The following is a 14,198-nucleotide window of genomic DNA, read 5'->3' on the forward strand; positions in this document are numbered from 1 at the left end:
TAAGTTTTTTTCACTCGCCGGCGAAATCGCGCGGCGAAGTCACCGTCCTAGAGGGCGAAAGTGGGTTCAGGCTCGAGCTCCGCAAGAACCGGAGGCGCGGCGTCGAACAGTTCCCGCCGCGACACGCCATTTTCGCCACGCACATAGAGGACCGCCTTGCCGGCCGGGCCCGAGCGCTCGACCACGGCCAGACGCCCGCCAACCTTCAACGCGGCGATCCACGATTCCGGTCGCGCAGGAACGGCGGCCTCGGACACGATGACGTCCACATCCTGGATCGCGGGCTCGGCCGCAGACGCCACCGCCGTCGACACGCCGGCGTCGGCCAAGGCACCGCCGACGACGTCGAACACGGCTGCGTCGCCTTCCTGCGCCGTGACCACCAGGCCCAGATTCGCCAGCACCGCAGCGGCATAAGGAGCCGCGATGGCGAGGGCCGTCTCGCCCGGACGCGCGTCCACAGCCATCAGCAGCTTCGAAAGATCCCGCGCCATCATCAGCTTGCGACCCGCCGCGATCTCGGACTCGACTTCGGCATAGGCCGAGAAGGCGCGGTCTTCCGGCAGGAAACGTTCGCGGGGCACGGCCAGCAGGGCCGCCTGCAGGGCGCGGTCGGTGACGTCGTTCACGCGGACCTGACTGTCCACCATGATCTTGCGCGCGGCTGCGAAATCCATCGGTCCCTGGTCCTGAAACATCGACGCATCGCGGCGCCGGAAAATCTGGCGCGCTTATAGGTCTGTGCGTTGCGAGGGACAATCCGATCTGATAGCGAACGCCCCTCGCGACGACGCGGCCTGCATCGGTGGGTCACGGCCTGATGGCGGAGTGGTTACGCAGAGGACTGCAAATCCTTGCACCCGGGTTCGATTCCCGGTCAGGCCTCCATCGCGATCCTTCAGAGAAAACCGGTTTCAGACCGGCGCGGTCATCCAGCCGATGATCGTGGCGGCGCTGACGGTCGCGGTGACGATGCCCACCGTCTCGTCGACGCGCACATTACGGTGCACGAAGAAAAGAATGCCATTGAGCATAACCCACTCCCCCGGACCACGACAGAGCGTCATAATTCACGCCATTCATCAATGGGTACGAAGGGTCAATCGCGGATTGGTCAATGCTTTATGCCTGACGCGTGAAATGGTGCAGGGCGATAGCGCCCGCCGTCGCCACGTTCAGCGAATCGAAGCCGCCCGACATTCGGATGCCAACGCCCTCGCATCTCCGCAGCACATCAGGCGACAGCCCCGGTCCTTCGGCACCGAGCAAGATCGCCATGCGACCGCCCGGGGCGGTCTCGTCCAGGGACCTGTGGGCGGACGGCGTCATGGCCATCACCCGAAAGCCCGCGACGCCCAGCGCAACGACAGCCTGCACGGCGTCCAGATTGATCGCCATCGGGGTGCGCAGCACGGCACCGACCGAGACCCGGATCGCCTTGCGGTAAAAGGGATCGCAGCACCGGTCATCGAGCAGGACGGCATCCGCGCCAAAGGCGGCGGCCGCCCGGAAGATGCCGCCCATGTTGTCGTGATTGCCGATTCCGCAGGCCAGCACGACGACCGACCGTTCGCCGAGTTCGGCCAGAATGTCCTCCAGCGACCGTGCCGCCGGCTTCTGGCCCAGGGCGAGGATGCCCCGATGCAGATGAAAGCCGGCGATGCCGTCCAGGACCGGCTGCGCGACGGCATGGACCGGCGTCTCTTCGGGAAGCGCGGCGAGAATTTCGGCGAGCCCCTCGACCCGCGATTCCGCGATCAACGCCGCCACCGGCCGACAGAGGGAGCGCGGCGACGCCAGCACCCGCAGCACCACCTCTCCCTCGGCCACGAACAGGCCCTGCCTGCCCGTGAGGTCCCGCTCCTTGATGTGGCGGAAGGCGGCGACGCGAGGGTCGGCGGGATCGTCGATGCGGATGAGGGGCAATGTCGGATATTTCCCGTTGCGTGAGCGCGACTCGCGCTGCTATAGCGCCCGCCTTCCCGAGAGGAAGTGTTCCGCGGTAGCTCAGTGGTAGAGCAGCCGACTGTTAATCGGCTGGTCGTAGGTTCGAATCCTACCCGCGGAGCCACTCTCTCCCCTGCCCAGATATCGCTAGGACGAAAAAAACCCGACGCGAACGCCGGGCTTGAGTAGTTCGGTGATGGTGGGTGTCCTCGAAGAAGACACTTTGCCAATCGACTGAATTGGTTAACCGGACGTAAATCACGTCAGAGGGTCGGCCCCGTCGGCAACCAGGTCCACTGACGCGCGCCCTCCGGACCCACCCAGGCTATGCTCCAGCCGTCGGCCTCGCGCTCCACGACCAGATCGTCTCCGGATCGTGGACTCTCGTCGGGCCAGACGAATGATCGCGCGCCGATCCGGATGGGCTGGGCGCGGGACGAGGGCAGCATAAGCGTCCAGGCTCCATCGGCGGCCGGTGCCACGGTTGTCGAGGTTTCTCCGGTCGAAACCGGCAGCGCGCGGGTTCCGGGCACGGTTCGACCCGAGGCGATATATTGACGTCCGTCGCCGTCGATCGCGCCGAGCGCCGGGGCGGCGTCGAGGCGCCGGGTCGCGCCTCCTGCCCTCAGGATCGCTATGGGGCCACGCCCGCCGTCGACCAGCAGCAGCCGATCCGGCGACGGCGCCGCGTCCTGACCGATCTGGGTCTCGGGACGCAGGATCAGATGCTCAGCAGGCGCGCCCATGCGAATCTCGAATCGCCCGCGCTCGTCGGCCACCGCGGCATGGGCGTCGCCGGACGCTCCGCGCAGGACGACGCGCGCGCCGGGTTCGGCCAGTCCGGTCACGATCAGTCCGGTGGTCGCCCGCATCACCCGCTGGATCACGGGCGGACGCGTCCAACCGCTGGGAGCCTCAGTCTGTTTCCCGGCCGCCTTTCCGATCGGCGCGGGCGAGCATCCGCCGAGCGCCGCTAGCGCCAGCGCCGCCGATGCTGACAATATCGCCCGTTTCATCCTCAAGCTCCGACCGCTAGGAGTGGCCACCCAGATAGCCCGGCGACGCGCCCGCTGTCTTTCATCGTCTTCACGAGGCCCCATGTCGTCGCCCGTCACCATCCAGCCCTTCGACGGTCAGTCCGTCTGCCTTTTCTGCGGATCGTCCGAAACCGCGCATCCTGAATACGTCGCCGCGGCGCGGGCGTTCGGGGAACAGACCGCCCGAGCGGGTTGGCGGCTGGTCTATGGCGGGGGCGGCGTCGGCCTGATGGGCGCTTCGGCCCGGGGCGCGCATGGCGAGGGCGGTCGGGTGCTTGGCGTCATGCCCGGCTTCCTGCGCAGCCGCGAGCGGCTGTTCGACGAGGTCGAGACCCTGGTGGTCACCTCGATGCACGAGCGCAAGACCATAATGTACGATCAGTCCGACGCCTTCGTCGTCGCTCCCGGCGGCGTCGGCACGCTGGAAGAAGTGGTTGAGGTCCTGTCCTGGAAACGGCTCGACCTGCACCACAAACCCGTCATCTTCCTGAATCTGAACGGTTTCTGGGAGACCTTCTTCGCCCTGATGCGGCATAGCGTCGAAGAGGGCATGACCCCGCCCTCCTTCCTCGATGCCTGGACCGTCTGCGACACCGTGGAAGAGGCCATCAAGGGGATGCAGGAAGCCGACGGTCAGGCGGGCTTGCGACATGATCAGCGATAAATGATCATTGTTCATCGCCGCCGCCCCTGCCTTCGCCCAGACCCCGATGTCCAGCGCCGTGCTGGTCGATACCACAAGGGCCACTGCCGCCCGCACGATCATCGACGGCGCCATCCGGCGCTGCGAAGGCGCGACCTGCACCGCCAACGGCGGCGCCAATCAGCCGGCCCCCCGCACTGTCGCCGCGTCGTGCCGCGTTTCGGCGCAGTCTCGTCGTTCAGCTTCAAGGGCGTCGCCCTGTCTGCCGGACAACTGTCCCTCTGCAACGCCTTATCGGACTTGAATCCGGCGAGGCAGCTCAGGCCGTCTCGCCGTTCAACCGCTTCACGATCCGTTCGCGGCCGATCATCGGCGCCAGCGTCGCCATGTCCGGGCCGTGGGATTGGCCCGTGATCATCATGCGCAGGGGCATGAACAACGCCTTGCCCTTGGCCCCCGTCGCCTCCTTTACCGCCGCCGTCCACACGGGCCACAGGGTCTCGTCAATGGTCGCGGGCAGGGCCGCCAACGCGGCTTGAGCGAACGCCGGGTCCTCGATCGTCGGCGTCACTGGACCGCGCACGATCGTCGCCATTTCAACGACATCGGTGAATTTCTGAAGGTTACCTCGCACGCCTGTCCAGAAGGTTTCGCCCAGATCCACGTCGAGAGCGGCCAGCCGAGCGCGCGCCGTCCCATAGTCCATTGCGTGCAGGGCCTGGGCGTTCAGGCGGTCAAGGTCGGCGGTATCATAACGCGCCGGCGACCGGCCCATTTTGGCGAAGGCGAAGCTGGCACCGAGGGCATCGATCGACTGGCCGACCTCCAGCGGATCGCTAGTGCCGATACGGCCCAGATGACTGGTGATGGCGATCGGCTCGTAGTCTTTGTCGCGCATCTCGGCGATCGACAGCGACCCCAGCCGCTTCGACAGCGCTTGCCCGTCCTCGCCGACCAGCAGGGGCATGTGGGCGAACGCAGGCGTCGGCCCGCCAAGCGCCTCGAAGATCTCGATCTGGGCACCGGTATTGGTGACGTGGTCCTCGCCCCGAATGACGTGGGTGATCACCATGTCGATGTCGTCCACGACCGAAGGCAGGGTATAGAGGAACAGCCCGTCCTCGCGGATCAGCACCGGGTCCGACATCGAGGCTGTGTCTACTTCGGCGTGGCCGCGCGACAAGTCTTCCCAAGCGACGCGGCGGCCGTCCAGCCTGAACCGCCAGTGGGGTTTGCGGCCCTCAGCCTCATAGCCCTCCTTTTCCACATCCGTCAGCGCCAGGCCCGCGCGGTCGTAGATCGGCGGCAGGCCGCGCGAGAGTTGCACCTTGCGGCGGCGGTCCAGTTCTTCGGAGCTGTCATAGCACGCGTAAAGCCGGCCGGCGGCCTTGAGCCGAGCCGCAGCCTCCTCATAGCGATCGAAGCGCCTGGACTGGTTATGGCGCTCGTCCCAGACCAGACCCAGCCAGGTCAGGTCGTCCTCGATGCCCTGTTCGAATTCGGGAGTGGAACGGGCAATATCGGTATCATCGATGCGCAGGACGAAGGACCCGCCCTGCCCTTTCGCGAACATCCAGTTGACCAAGGCGGTGCGCACGTTGCCTACGTGCAGCTTACCCGTTGGTGACGGGGCGAAACGGACCTTGACGGACATGCGATAGACCTTGGAAACGCGGGGCGCACAGGTCGCCCTCGCGGCCCCTCAAGTCAAGGCTCGCAGGCGATCAGTCGTCCCGGTGGACCCGTTCGCGGCGCTCGTGCCGCTCCTGGGCCTCGACCGACAGTGTCGCCGTGGGCCGGGCTTCCAGACGGCCGAGGCTGATCGGCTCGCCGGTTTCCTCGCAATAGCCGTAGGAGCCGTCCTCGATCCGCCGCAGCGCTTCGTCGATCTTGGATATCAGTTTCCGCTGGCGGTCCCGCGTGCGCAACTCAAGCGCGCGGTCGGATTCCGAAGATGCCCGGTCCACGAGGTCCGGATGGTTCTCGGTTTCGGCCTTCAGATTGGTCACCGTGCCTCTGGATTCGCGAAGGATGTCGTCCTTCCACGCCAGAAGCTTGCCCTTGAAGTAGGCCAACTGCCGCTCATTCATGAACGGCTCTGCGTCGCTCGGCCGATAATCGACCGGATCGACGATGACGGACGCTAATGCGTTCATCGCATTCACGCTTTCAACAGCGCCCCCCTGTGGCGCAGCCCTGCGTATAGGGATGCGGGAGAGTCGCGGCAACACGGCTCGCGCGAGCGTGACCCTGTCACGCTTCATGAAAGGCGCGAGCGTGACATTTCTTCATCACCCGGCGCTCGACCGGCGCTGCTTTTTCTAGGTTTTTCGGTAGTTTATGCTGCGATGCGGCGAAGATCGGCCTTCGCCAATTCGACCGCTGCGCGCAGATCAATCTGTTCCAGTAGGCCGTTCAGCTCCGGATCGGTGTCGAGAGGACGCTCTTCTCTGAGGCTCCGGGACAGGCGATCCAGAGCGCCTTCGCCAGCCTCGCCGGACAACAGGGCGAGTTTCAGCTCTTCGAGCCGATCCAGCAGGCCGTCGCCACGACGGATGGCCCGACGGCGTCGCTCGGTAAGGTCCTCGACGCCCTGAAGAGCCATGAGGGCGGATACGCCCGCCACCCCGGAGACGCCGCTGGCGGCGCCGGCGGCGGCGGACGGCGCGGCGGAGGTCGCTTGCGGGACGGAAAAGCCGCCCGTCGCTCGCGCGGAACGAGCGGCCGATGGCGCGCCGGGTCCTGTCGGGCCGGTAACCTTCATGCGGAGCGACTCCAAAACATGCCCGACCATGGCGACCCGCCGGTCACTGTTTGGTTAACGACCCGGCAATTCTTGCCTCCGGCGCTGGGGCAGCGAAGACGGCCTTCGTTGTTTTTCCGATGTTTTTCTCGTGGCACGACCTTCGCAGGTTCGTCGGAGACAACAGTTCGCGGACCCACCGATGCAGAAACTGCTCGCCTCCCTCCTGACCGCCGCCGCGATCGCGGGTTTCGCGTCTCCTACTCTGGCCCAATCGCGGATCAAGGACATCGCGGCCATCGAGGGGGTCCGCACCAACCAGCTGGTCGGATACGGGCTTGTCGTCGGCTTGAACGGCACGGGCGACTCCCTGCGCAACTGCCCCTTCACCCGCCAATCGCTGGAAGGCATGACCGAACGCCTGGGCGTCAATATTCGTGGTGCCAACGCCAACTCCAAGAACATGGCGGCCATCATGGTCACCGCCGAACTGCCGCCATTCGCCACGCCCGGCTCGCGCATCGACGTCAGCGTGTCTTCGATGTGCGACGCCAAGAGCTTGCTGGGCGGCACTCTACTGGTCACCAGCCTGCAGGGTGCTGACGGTCAGGTCTTCGCCGTCGCGCAGGGCTCCATCCAGACCGGGGCGGTTTCTGCCTCTGGAGGGTCCGGTTCTTCGGTCACGCGCGGCGTGCCGACCGCCGGCCGCATCGCTTCGGGTGCCACGGTCGAACGCGAGACCGGCTTCCAGCTGGCCAATATGAACGAGGTGCGGCTGACGCTGCGCAATCCGGACTTCACCACCGCCCAGCGCGTCGCGGCCGCCATCAATCAGGTCTATCCCAATACCGCCCTGGCCGAGAATGGCACCGTCATCGCCCTGCGCGCGCCGGGCCAGCTGGGCATGGCCGGCTTCATCAGCCAGGTCGAAAACCTGCCGGTGCGGGTCGATTCCCCGGCCAAGGTTATCATCGACGAGGTCAACGGCGTCGTGGTGATGGGCGATGCGGTCCGCGTCTCCACCGTCGCCATCGCCCAAGGCAATCTGACAGTCTCGGTTCAGGAAAGCCCCCAGGTCAGCCAGCCCGAACCCTTCAGCCGCGGCGGCGAGACCGTAGTGGTGCCCCAGTCGGACGTGGCGGTCGAGGAAGAACGCGGCGTCCAGATGCGAATCGTCGGCGGCGGGACCTCGCTATCCACCCTCGTCAACGGCCTGAACGCCCTCGGCGTCAGCCCGCGCGACATGATCAGCATCCTGCAGGCCATCAAGGCTGCCGGCGCCCTGCAAGCCGAAATCGAGGTGATGTGACCATGAGCGACCTCGCCGTCTCCCCCGCTCTGCTCCAGCCCGCGACGCCGAAACCCGTGACCGGCCGCATGCGCGAAACCGCCGAGGCCTTCGAGGCATCCTTCCTGGCGCAGATGATGAAGCCGATGTTCGAGGGCCTCTCGACCGAAGCGCCGTTTGGAGGCGGCGAGGCCGAGGGCACCTGGCGCGGCTTCCTCGTGGAGGCCATGGCCAAACAGACCGTCAAGGCGGGCGGGATCGGCCTGGCCGATCAGGTCCTGTCGCAAATGATCAAAATGCAGGAGCAGGCCCGATGACCGACGCCGCCACTCTCAACGCTACGGCCCGCGTTCGTCAGTTGATCGATCTGACGCAACGCCTGACCGCCCGGCTCTCGGCGGAAACAAAGGCCTTTGAGGCGCGTCGTCCGCAAGATGCTGCGCTGACCATGGCCGAGACGCAGGACCTGGCCAATGCCTACCGTCGCGAGTCGGCCCAGGTGAAGGCCGACCCCAGCGTCTTGGCCCCCGCGCCCTTGGCCGCGCGCAAGGGCCTGATCGAGGCGACGAAGGCGTTCGAAGCGACACTGTCGACGCACGCGCGTGCGGTGGAGGCCGCGCGGACAGTGTCGGAAGGCCTGGTCCGCACCATCGCCGCCGAAGTCGCCGGCCAGCGCGGCTCGCCTTCCGCCTATGGAGCGTCGGGCAAGGCCAACGCCGGCGACGGCCGCGCCTTGGCGTTAAACCGGATGGCTTGACGTCACGTTAAGGTTGTTCGTCGAACTTGGCTTCACATCGGAGGCGTTACAGGCGTCTATGACAACGGAATCGGGCCTCCTCGGACTCGCCTTCGCCGCAGCGGATACGCTGCTTGAGGTCGATGGAGACGGCAAGGTGGCGCTGGTTCTGGGAGCCGGCCCTGGCCCGGGCACGACGGCGGATGCCTGGCAAGGCCGGATGCTGTTGGATCTGGTCGGCAAGGCCAGCCGAAAATCCCTTTCGGAGGCGCTCCGGACGCTTCAGCCGAATATCCGCACAGCCCCGCTCGATGCATTGATCTCCTGCAATTCCGAGCGGGTGCGTCGCGCGCGCATCCGCTTGTTCCAGTTGCCGGAACTGGCTCCCGCCGTCTCGTTCGCGATCACATACGTCGGGACAGCCTTCACGCTCGCCGTGCCTAACGCGCCGATCCTTCTTAACGCGGGGGGGCTGCTCGGCCGCGTCCAGGCGGTCCTGCAGGAAGGCGCGGTCGCGCTAGGCCTCGCCGTTTCCTTCGTCGAAGTCGCGGGGCTCGATCAGCCCGGGGAAGCGCACCAGCGCGCCGCCGCCCGCATCAACGCCGCCCTTCAGACCGCGTCCCTGGATGGGGCGTCGGCCGCGCGCCTGTCGCCCGAGCAGTTCGCTCTCCTCCGCGCCGCCGACGCGGCGTCCGACCTCGTCGACGAGGTTCGCGACGCCGGAGCGGCCGAAGGTATCGACCTGGCCGCCTTGGTCACCCGGACCGCCCTGTCCATGAGCGGGCCGGCGGAACCGACGATCCGCGCGCTTCGCTTTGCGCTGGAAGCCTGTCTCACGGAGGGTGTCGGTCGCGCCAGCGTGACCTTCTCCGATAGCCTGAAGCGGACACTCAAGGAGGCCGAAAAGTTCCGGGCTATCGTCCGTCAACAGAACTTCACCCTGGAATACCAGCCGATCGCCGATCTCGCGACTGGCGTCTCCATCACTTCGAGGCCCTCGCCCGGTTCGGCGGTCACGGGTCCGCCGACTCGATCCATCTCGCGGAGGAGTTGGGCCTGATCGAGAGCTTCGACCTGGCGGTTGCCGAGAAGGCCCTGCAGATGCTGCGGCGGCCCGGCTTCGGCCTGAGCAAGGTATCCGTCAGCGTTTCCGGTGCGTCGATTGGAGCCGATACCTACGTCGAGGGCCTTCTGCGGATGACCGCAGCGTCGCCAGATATCCGCTCACGCATACTGATTGAGGTCACCGAGACCGTCGCCGTCGGCGACCTCGACGCCGCAAGCCGGCGCCTGACCGCTTTGCGAACGGCCGACGTCCAAGTCTGTCTCGACGACTTCGGCGCCGGCGCCGCTTCACTGAACTATCTGCACCGGCTGCCAGCGGACACGGTAAAGATCGATGGGCGGTTCGTGCGCGATATCACGACCGACGAGCGCTCCCGATCGCTCGTCTCGCATGTGGTCGACCTGTGCAAGAAGCTGAAGATGTCCACGGTCGCGGAGATGATCGAGACCAACGATCAGGCAACGATCAGGCAACGATCATCCGGGGCCTCGGTGTCGATTACGGTCAAGGCTGGCTGTTCGGACGCCCGGCGGCGGAGCCGACGGTCCCGATCGTCCATCCCGTCGCCACCCGCCGGCTCGGCGCGGTCGCGGGCCGAGGCTAGGTTAGCGCGATCATCCTATGACGCGCGTTCGCTCACTACGGAACGTAAGGCTCAGATTGTCGGGGACTTAGGAACCGTCAGGCGTCCGGGCCGCGACGCGATCGAGCGTCACGAGTGCGAATGCGTATTCGTTTGGGACGAGGCTGGTTCTGGATGACATGGACCAGCACGAGCAGCGATGCGGAAAGGCCGAAACCGATTTCCAAGGCGCTGATCATGACCGTCTGTCCTCCAATGAAGCCATTAGAAGATTCAGGATGGGGTTGAAGCGGCCCAAGTGCAAGACATTCCGGGAATGGTGCCGCTGTTGAGACCATGAGACGATGAGACGATGATCTTGGAGGACAGGATCATGCGACACCCCACCCTGCTCGAGCCTTCGCCCTCGTGGCCGTCAGGACGGCCTGCGCCCATGCGCCTGACACTGCGGTGGTCGCCCCTGCTTACGCGCCGATCACCGGCGGTCTGGCTCCAGCCAACGCCCGCCTCTATGCCGAATGTATCGGACACGCCGCAGCAACGGGCGACTATCGCCGTGCCGCCGACGGGGGCGGGATGAGCTGATCCTGTTCACCTGCACCGGCGCGCACGCCCGAGCCTTCTACAACGCCCTCGGGCCGTGCAGCGCAGGCATGGGTTCAGCGTGCGAACATGGCGGCCGCGACTACCGCTCGTCCGCGAAGGTTTTGGCCAATAGGTTTGGGGTGGACTCCTGTTCGCCCGCCGGCGGGGCAGATCATCGCTGCGTCATCACCTTCAATGCCGGCGATTTCCCCGACCAGTGACGGGATGCGTCGGCAGGTCGCTCATGTTGCCATAATGTTCTTGCTGAAACCTGCAAATTGATCCCCATATAGCGTCGTCGCGCCGGTCCTCTGCCCGGCCCCACCGCGTCCCCGGACTCCATGACCGAAAAGCACAATTTCATCCGCGTGCGCGGCGCGCGCGAGCACAATCTCAAGGGCGTCGATCTCGACATCCCGCGCGGACAACTGGTGGTGATGACCGGCCTGTCGGGCTCGGGTAAGAGCTCGCTCGCCTTCGACACGATCTACGCCGAGGGCCAGCGCCGCTATGTCGAGAGCCTGAGCGCCTACGCCCGCCAGTTCCTGGAGCTGATGGGCAAGCCCGACGTCGACCTGATCGAAGGCCTGTCGCCGGCCATCTCGATCGAACAGAAGACCACGTCCAAGAACCCGCGCTCGACCGTCGGCACGGTGACCGAGATCCACGACTATATGCGTCTGCTGTGGGCGCGCGTCGGGATGCCCTATTCACCGGCCACCGGCCTGCCGATCGAGAGCCAGACCATCTCCATGATGGTCGACAAGATCAACGCCCTGCCCGAGGGCGAGCGCATCCTGCTGCTGGCCCCCGTCGTGCGCGGCCGCAAGGGCGAATACCGCAAGGAAATGGCCGAGTGGCAGCGCCTGGGCTTCCAGCGCCTCAAGATCGACGGCGAGTTCTACGCCATCGAGGACGCGCCGACGCTGGACAAGAAGTTCAAGCACGACATCGACATCGTCGTGGACCGGATCGTCACCAAGCCCGGGCTGGACAGCCGCTACGCCGACAGCCTGCAGACCGCCCTGGGCCTCGCCGACGGGATCGCCGTGGCGGAATGGGCCAATGTGGCGGAGGGCGAGAAGGAGCCGCGCCGGCTGACCTTCTCCGAGAAATTCGCTTGTCCGGTCTCCGGCTTCACCATCTCCGAGATCGAGCCGCGGCTGTTCTCGTTCAACAATCCGTTCGGCGCCTGCCCGACCTGCGACGGTCTGGGGGTCAAGCTGGCCTTCGACGCAGATCTGGTCATTCCCGATCGGGACAAGACCCTGCACAAGGGTGCGGTGGCCCCGTGGTCGCGCGGCCCATCGCCGCTCTACACCCAGACGCTGCAGTCGCTGAGCCGCCATTACGGGTTCTCGATGGACAAGCCGTGGCGAGAACTGCCGGAGACGGCCCAGGACGTGATCCTGCGTGGCACCGGGTCCGAGAAGATCAAATTCACCTATGACGACAACGCCCGCAAATATGAAGTCTCCAAGGCCTTCGAGGGCGTGCTGCCGAACCTGGAACGCCGCTGGCGCGAGACGGACTCATCGTGGGTGCGCGAGGAGCTGGGCCGGTTTCAGTCCGAGACCCCGTGCGAAGCCTGCGGCGGCAAGCGGCTGAAGCCCGAGGCCCTGGCGGTGCGCATCGACGGCTCGGACATCTCCGACATCAACTTCCTGTCGATCGCCAAGGCGTATCAGTGGGTCTTGACCCTGTCGGAACGCCTGACCGCGAAACAGCTGGAGATCGGCCATCGCATCCTCAAGGAAATCGGCGACCGACTCCGCTTCCTCAACAACGTCGGCCTCGACTATCTCAGCTTGTCGCGCGCCTCGGGGACGCTGTCGGGCGGCGAGAGCCAGCGCATCCGACTCGCGTCGCAGATCGGCTCGGGCCTGACCGGCGTGCTCTACGTCCTCGACGAGCCCTCCATCGGCCTGCACCAGCGCGACAACAGTCGACTACTGGAGTCCCTCAGGGGTCTTCGCGACCTCGGCAATTCCGTCCTCGTCGTCGAGCATGACGAAGAAGCCATCCTGACCGCCGACTATGTCATCGACATGGGTCCGGCCGCCGGCATCCACGGCGGCGAGGTCTGTGCCCAGGGCACGCCCGCCGAGGTCATGGCCAATCCGAACTCCCTGACCGCCAAATATCTGACCGGCGAGCGCGAGATCGATCTGCCGCCCGAGGGCCGCCGCCCCATTGATCGCAAAAAGATGCTCAGGATCTCGGGTGCCACCGGCAACAATCTGAAGAATGTCACCGGCGAAATTCCCGCTGGCGTGTTCACCTGCATCACCGGCGTGTCCGGCGGCGGCAAGTCCACCTTCACCATCGAGACCCTCTACAAGGCCGCCGCGCGCCGCCTGCACAATGCGTCAGACGCCCCCGCTCCCTTCGACCGTATCGAGGGGCTGGAGATGTTCGACAAGGTCATCGATATCGACCAAAGCCCGATTGGTCGCACGCCGCGATCCAATCCCGCCACCTACACCGGCGCTTTCGGCCCAATCCGCGACTGGTACGCCGGCCTGCCGGAGTCCAAGGCCCGCGGCTACGGCCCCGGCCGCTTCAGCTTCAACGTCAAGGGCGGTCGCTGCGAGGCCTGCCAAGGCGACGGCCTGATCAAGATCGAGATGCATTTCCTGCCCGACGTCTACGTCACCTGCGACGTCTGCAAGGGCAAACGCTACAACCGCGAGACGCTCGAAATCGTCTTCAAGGGCAAGAGTATATCCGACGTTCTGGACATGACGGTTGAAGAGGCTGGAAGCTTCTTCAAGGCTGTCCCATCCATCCGCGACAAGATGCTGACCCTCAACCGCGTCGGTCTAGGCTACGTCAAGGTCGGCCAGTCGGCGACCACCCTGTCCGGCGGCGAGGCCCAGCGGGTCAAGCTGTCCAAGGAGTTGTCCAAACGCGCCACGGGCAAGACCCTCTACATCCTCGACGAGCCGACCACGGGACTGCATTTCGAGGACATCCGCAAACTGCTGGAGGTCCTTCAGGAGCTTGTCGACAACGGCAACACCATCGTCGTGATCGAGCACAATCTGGACGTCATCAAGATCGCTGACTGGCTGATCGACTTCGGCCCCGAGGGTGGCGAGGGCGGCGGCGAAATCGTCGCGGTCGGCACGCCAGAACAGGTCGCCGCCAACCCCAAGAGCTGGACTGGAAAATATCTAAAGGACGTGCTTGATCGCCACGAAATGCGCCGCAAGGCGCGCGTCGCGGCTATTTCGGGTCGCGCGGCGGCCTCCGCCAGGCCGGCCCGGGTCAAGACGCGGGCTTGAACCTCAGTCTTCCGACAGTTCACGGCACATCGCGGCAAACGGCGCCCAAAGGATCGTCGCTACCAGGGCCGCACCGAACGGCATCAGCGCCAGCATCAGCAGGGCGACGATCGCCGAGCCGGGGCTGGCCGCCTGCCCTGCGCTAGCCGCCTGCAACGGCAGGGCGATGACGAGCAGAAGCATACCGACCACGGCGGCCATGGCCAGCGCCAGCACGGAGATGCCCAAGAGAGGCCAGAACAGTTTTCCTGAAGCGCTCCATCCCTCCCTGAACGCCAACCGC

General features: G+C 65.8%; 14 protein-coding genes, 2 tRNA genes and 1 pseudogene. 10 read left to right on the forward strand and 7 right to left on the reverse strand.

The features are described from left to right. Positions 1-47: 47 nt before the first annotated feature. Positions 48-677 (reverse strand): protein-L-isoaspartate O-methyltransferase, encoded by a 630-nt coding sequence (locus ACESMO_RS07060; protein WP_372707455.1) that lies wholly within the window; start codon positions 675-677, stop codon positions 48-50. Positions 678-814: 137 nt separating this feature from the next. Here ACESMO_RS07060 and ACESMO_RS07065 point away from each other — a divergent pair. Continuing rightward, positions 815-888 (forward strand) — tRNA-Cys (locus ACESMO_RS07065). A gap of 234 nt (positions 889-1,122) precedes the next feature. Here the strand turns inward: ACESMO_RS07065 and ACESMO_RS07070 are convergent. Further along, the gene (locus tag ACESMO_RS07070) at positions 1,123-1,926 is read right to left on the reverse strand and encodes a TrmH family RNA methyltransferase (protein WP_372707456.1); all 804 of its coding nucleotides are present in this window, start codon (positions 1,924-1,926) and stop codon (positions 1,123-1,125) included. A gap of 70 nt (positions 1,927-1,996) precedes the next feature. Here ACESMO_RS07070 and ACESMO_RS07075 point away from each other — a divergent pair. Next, a tRNA-Asn gene (locus ACESMO_RS07075) sits at positions 1,997-2,071 on the forward strand. 139 nt (positions 2,072-2,210) lie between these two features. Here the strand turns inward: ACESMO_RS07075 and ACESMO_RS07080 are convergent. Then, on the reverse strand, positions 2,211-2,963 hold the full coding sequence (locus ACESMO_RS07080) for a hypothetical protein (RefSeq protein WP_372707457.1): 753 nt from the start codon (positions 2,961-2,963) through the stop codon (positions 2,211-2,213). An 82-nt stretch (positions 2,964-3,045) separates the two neighbouring features. Here ACESMO_RS07080 and ACESMO_RS07085 point away from each other — a divergent pair, with 82 nt between their 5' ends. Beyond that, on the forward strand, positions 3,046-3,648 hold the full coding sequence (locus tag ACESMO_RS07085) for a TIGR00730 family Rossman fold protein (protein WP_372707458.1): 603 nt from the start codon (positions 3,046-3,048) through the stop codon (positions 3,646-3,648). 298 nt (positions 3,649-3,946) lie between these two features. Here the strand turns inward: ACESMO_RS07085 and gltX are convergent, their stop codons facing one another. The 3 genes from gltX to ACESMO_RS07100 all read right to left on the reverse strand — a co-directional run bounded on the left by gltX (position 3,947) and on the right by ACESMO_RS07100 (position 6,391). After that, on the reverse strand, positions 3,947-5,281 hold the full coding sequence (gene gltX / locus ACESMO_RS07090; RefSeq protein ID WP_372707459.1) for a glutamate--tRNA ligase: 1,335 nt from the start codon (positions 5,279-5,281) through the stop codon (positions 3,947-3,949). Between the two features lie 70 nt (positions 5,282-5,351). After that, positions 5,352-5,783 (reverse strand): RNA polymerase-binding protein DksA, encoded by a 432-nt coding sequence (gene dksA / locus ACESMO_RS07095; protein ID WP_372707460.1) that lies wholly within the window; start codon positions 5,781-5,783, stop codon positions 5,352-5,354. Positions 5,784-5,965: 182 nt separating this feature from the next. Then, positions 5,966-6,391 (reverse strand): flagellar assembly protein FliX, encoded by a 426-nt coding sequence (locus ACESMO_RS07100; protein ID WP_372707461.1) that lies wholly within the window; start codon positions 6,389-6,391, stop codon positions 5,966-5,968. Positions 6,392-6,572: 181 nt separating this feature from the next. On the opposite strand from ACESMO_RS07100, the gene ACESMO_RS07105 reads away from it, so the two are divergent. The 7 genes from ACESMO_RS07105 to uvrA all read left to right on the forward strand — a co-directional run bounded on the left by ACESMO_RS07105 (position 6,573) and on the right by uvrA (position 13,915). Continuing rightward, positions 6,573-7,679 (forward strand): flagellar basal body P-ring protein FlgI, encoded by a 1,107-nt coding sequence (locus tag ACESMO_RS07105; protein WP_372707462.1) that lies wholly within the window; start codon positions 6,573-6,575, stop codon positions 7,677-7,679. A gap of 2 nt (positions 7,680-7,681) precedes the next feature. Further along, on the forward strand, positions 7,682-7,975 hold the full coding sequence (locus ACESMO_RS07110) for a rod-binding protein (protein ID WP_372707463.1): 294 nt from the start codon (positions 7,682-7,684) through the stop codon (positions 7,973-7,975). After that, positions 7,972-8,415, forward strand: a complete 444-nt coding sequence (locus tag ACESMO_RS07115) for a flagellar basal-body protein FlbY (RefSeq protein WP_372707464.1) — start codon at positions 7,972-7,974, stop codon at positions 8,413-8,415. The genes ACESMO_RS07110 and ACESMO_RS07115 overlap by 4 nt, the downstream gene beginning before the upstream one ends. A gap of 58 nt (positions 8,416-8,473) precedes the next feature. Beyond that, entirely contained in the window at positions 8,474-9,454 is a 981-nt protein-coding gene (locus ACESMO_RS07120; RefSeq protein WP_372707465.1) for a hypothetical protein, read from the forward strand. Beyond that, a complete protein-coding gene (locus tag ACESMO_RS07125) occupies positions 9,340-10,221 on the forward strand; it encodes an EAL domain-containing protein (protein ID WP_372707471.1) in 882 nt (293 codons plus the stop codon). Before ACESMO_RS07120 ends, ACESMO_RS07125 begins: the two co-directional genes overlap by 115 nt. A gap of 230 nt (positions 10,222-10,451) precedes the next feature. Continuing rightward, the gene (locus ACESMO_RS07130) at positions 10,452-10,628 is read left to right on the forward strand and encodes a hypothetical protein (RefSeq protein WP_372707466.1); all 177 of its coding nucleotides are present in this window, start codon (positions 10,452-10,454) and stop codon (positions 10,626-10,628) included. Positions 10,629-10,969: 341 nt separating this feature from the next. Beyond that, positions 10,970-13,915 carry an excinuclease ABC subunit UvrA gene (gene uvrA, locus ACESMO_RS07135; RefSeq protein WP_372707467.1) on the forward strand — a complete coding sequence of 982 codons (2,946 nt, stop codon included), beginning with the start codon at positions 10,970-10,972 and terminating at the stop codon, positions 13,913-13,915. A gap of 3 nt (positions 13,916-13,918) precedes the next feature. On the opposite strand, the pseudogene ACESMO_RS07140 reads toward uvrA, so the two are convergent. Further along, positions 13,919-14,198, reverse strand: a pseudogene (locus ACESMO_RS07140) (hypothetical protein); the annotation flags it as partial.

Origin of the sequence: Brevundimonas sp. (assembly GCF_041688735.1) — a bacterium.
In the GTDB taxonomy this organism is placed as follows: Bacteria; Pseudomonadota; Alphaproteobacteria; order Caulobacterales; family Caulobacteraceae; genus Brevundimonas.

Excerpts from the sequence above, each read along its gene's own strand:
- ACESMO_RS07115 (WP_372707464.1), top strand. The coding sequence starts at position 7,972 with ATGACCGACGCCGCCACTCTCAACGCTACGGCCCGCGTTCGTCAGTTG.
- ACESMO_RS07060 (WP_372707455.1), bottom strand. The coding sequence starts at position 677 with ATGGATTTCGCAGCCGCGCGCAAGATCATGGTGGACAGTCAGGTCCGC.
- ACESMO_RS07100 (WP_372707461.1), bottom strand. The coding sequence starts at position 6,391 with ATGAAGGTTACCGGCCCGACAGGACCCGGCGCGCCATCGGCCGCTCGT.
- ACESMO_RS07120 (WP_372707465.1), top strand. The coding sequence starts at position 8,474 with ATGACAACGGAATCGGGCCTCCTCGGACTCGCCTTCGCCGCAGCGGAT.
- ACESMO_RS07105 (WP_372707462.1), top strand. The coding sequence starts at position 6,573 with ATGCAGAAACTGCTCGCCTCCCTCCTGACCGCCGCCGCGATCGCGGGT.
- uvrA (WP_372707467.1), top strand. The coding sequence starts at position 10,970 with ATGACCGAAAAGCACAATTTCATCCGCGTGCGCGGCGCGCGCGAGCAC.
- ACESMO_RS07085 (WP_372707458.1), top strand. The coding sequence starts at position 3,046 with ATGTCGTCGCCCGTCACCATCCAGCCCTTCGACGGTCAGTCCGTCTGC.
- ACESMO_RS07110 (WP_372707463.1), top strand. The coding sequence starts at position 7,682 with ATGAGCGACCTCGCCGTCTCCCCCGCTCTGCTCCAGCCCGCGACGCCG.
- dksA (WP_372707460.1), bottom strand. The coding sequence starts at position 5,783 with ATGAACGCATTAGCGTCCGTCATCGTCGATCCGGTCGATTATCGGCCG.
- ACESMO_RS07080 (WP_372707457.1), bottom strand. The coding sequence starts at position 2,963 with ATGAAACGGGCGATATTGTCAGCATCGGCGGCGCTGGCGCTAGCGGCG.
- gltX (WP_372707459.1), bottom strand. The coding sequence starts at position 5,281 with ATGTCCGTCAAGGTCCGTTTCGCCCCGTCACCAACGGGTAAGCTGCAC.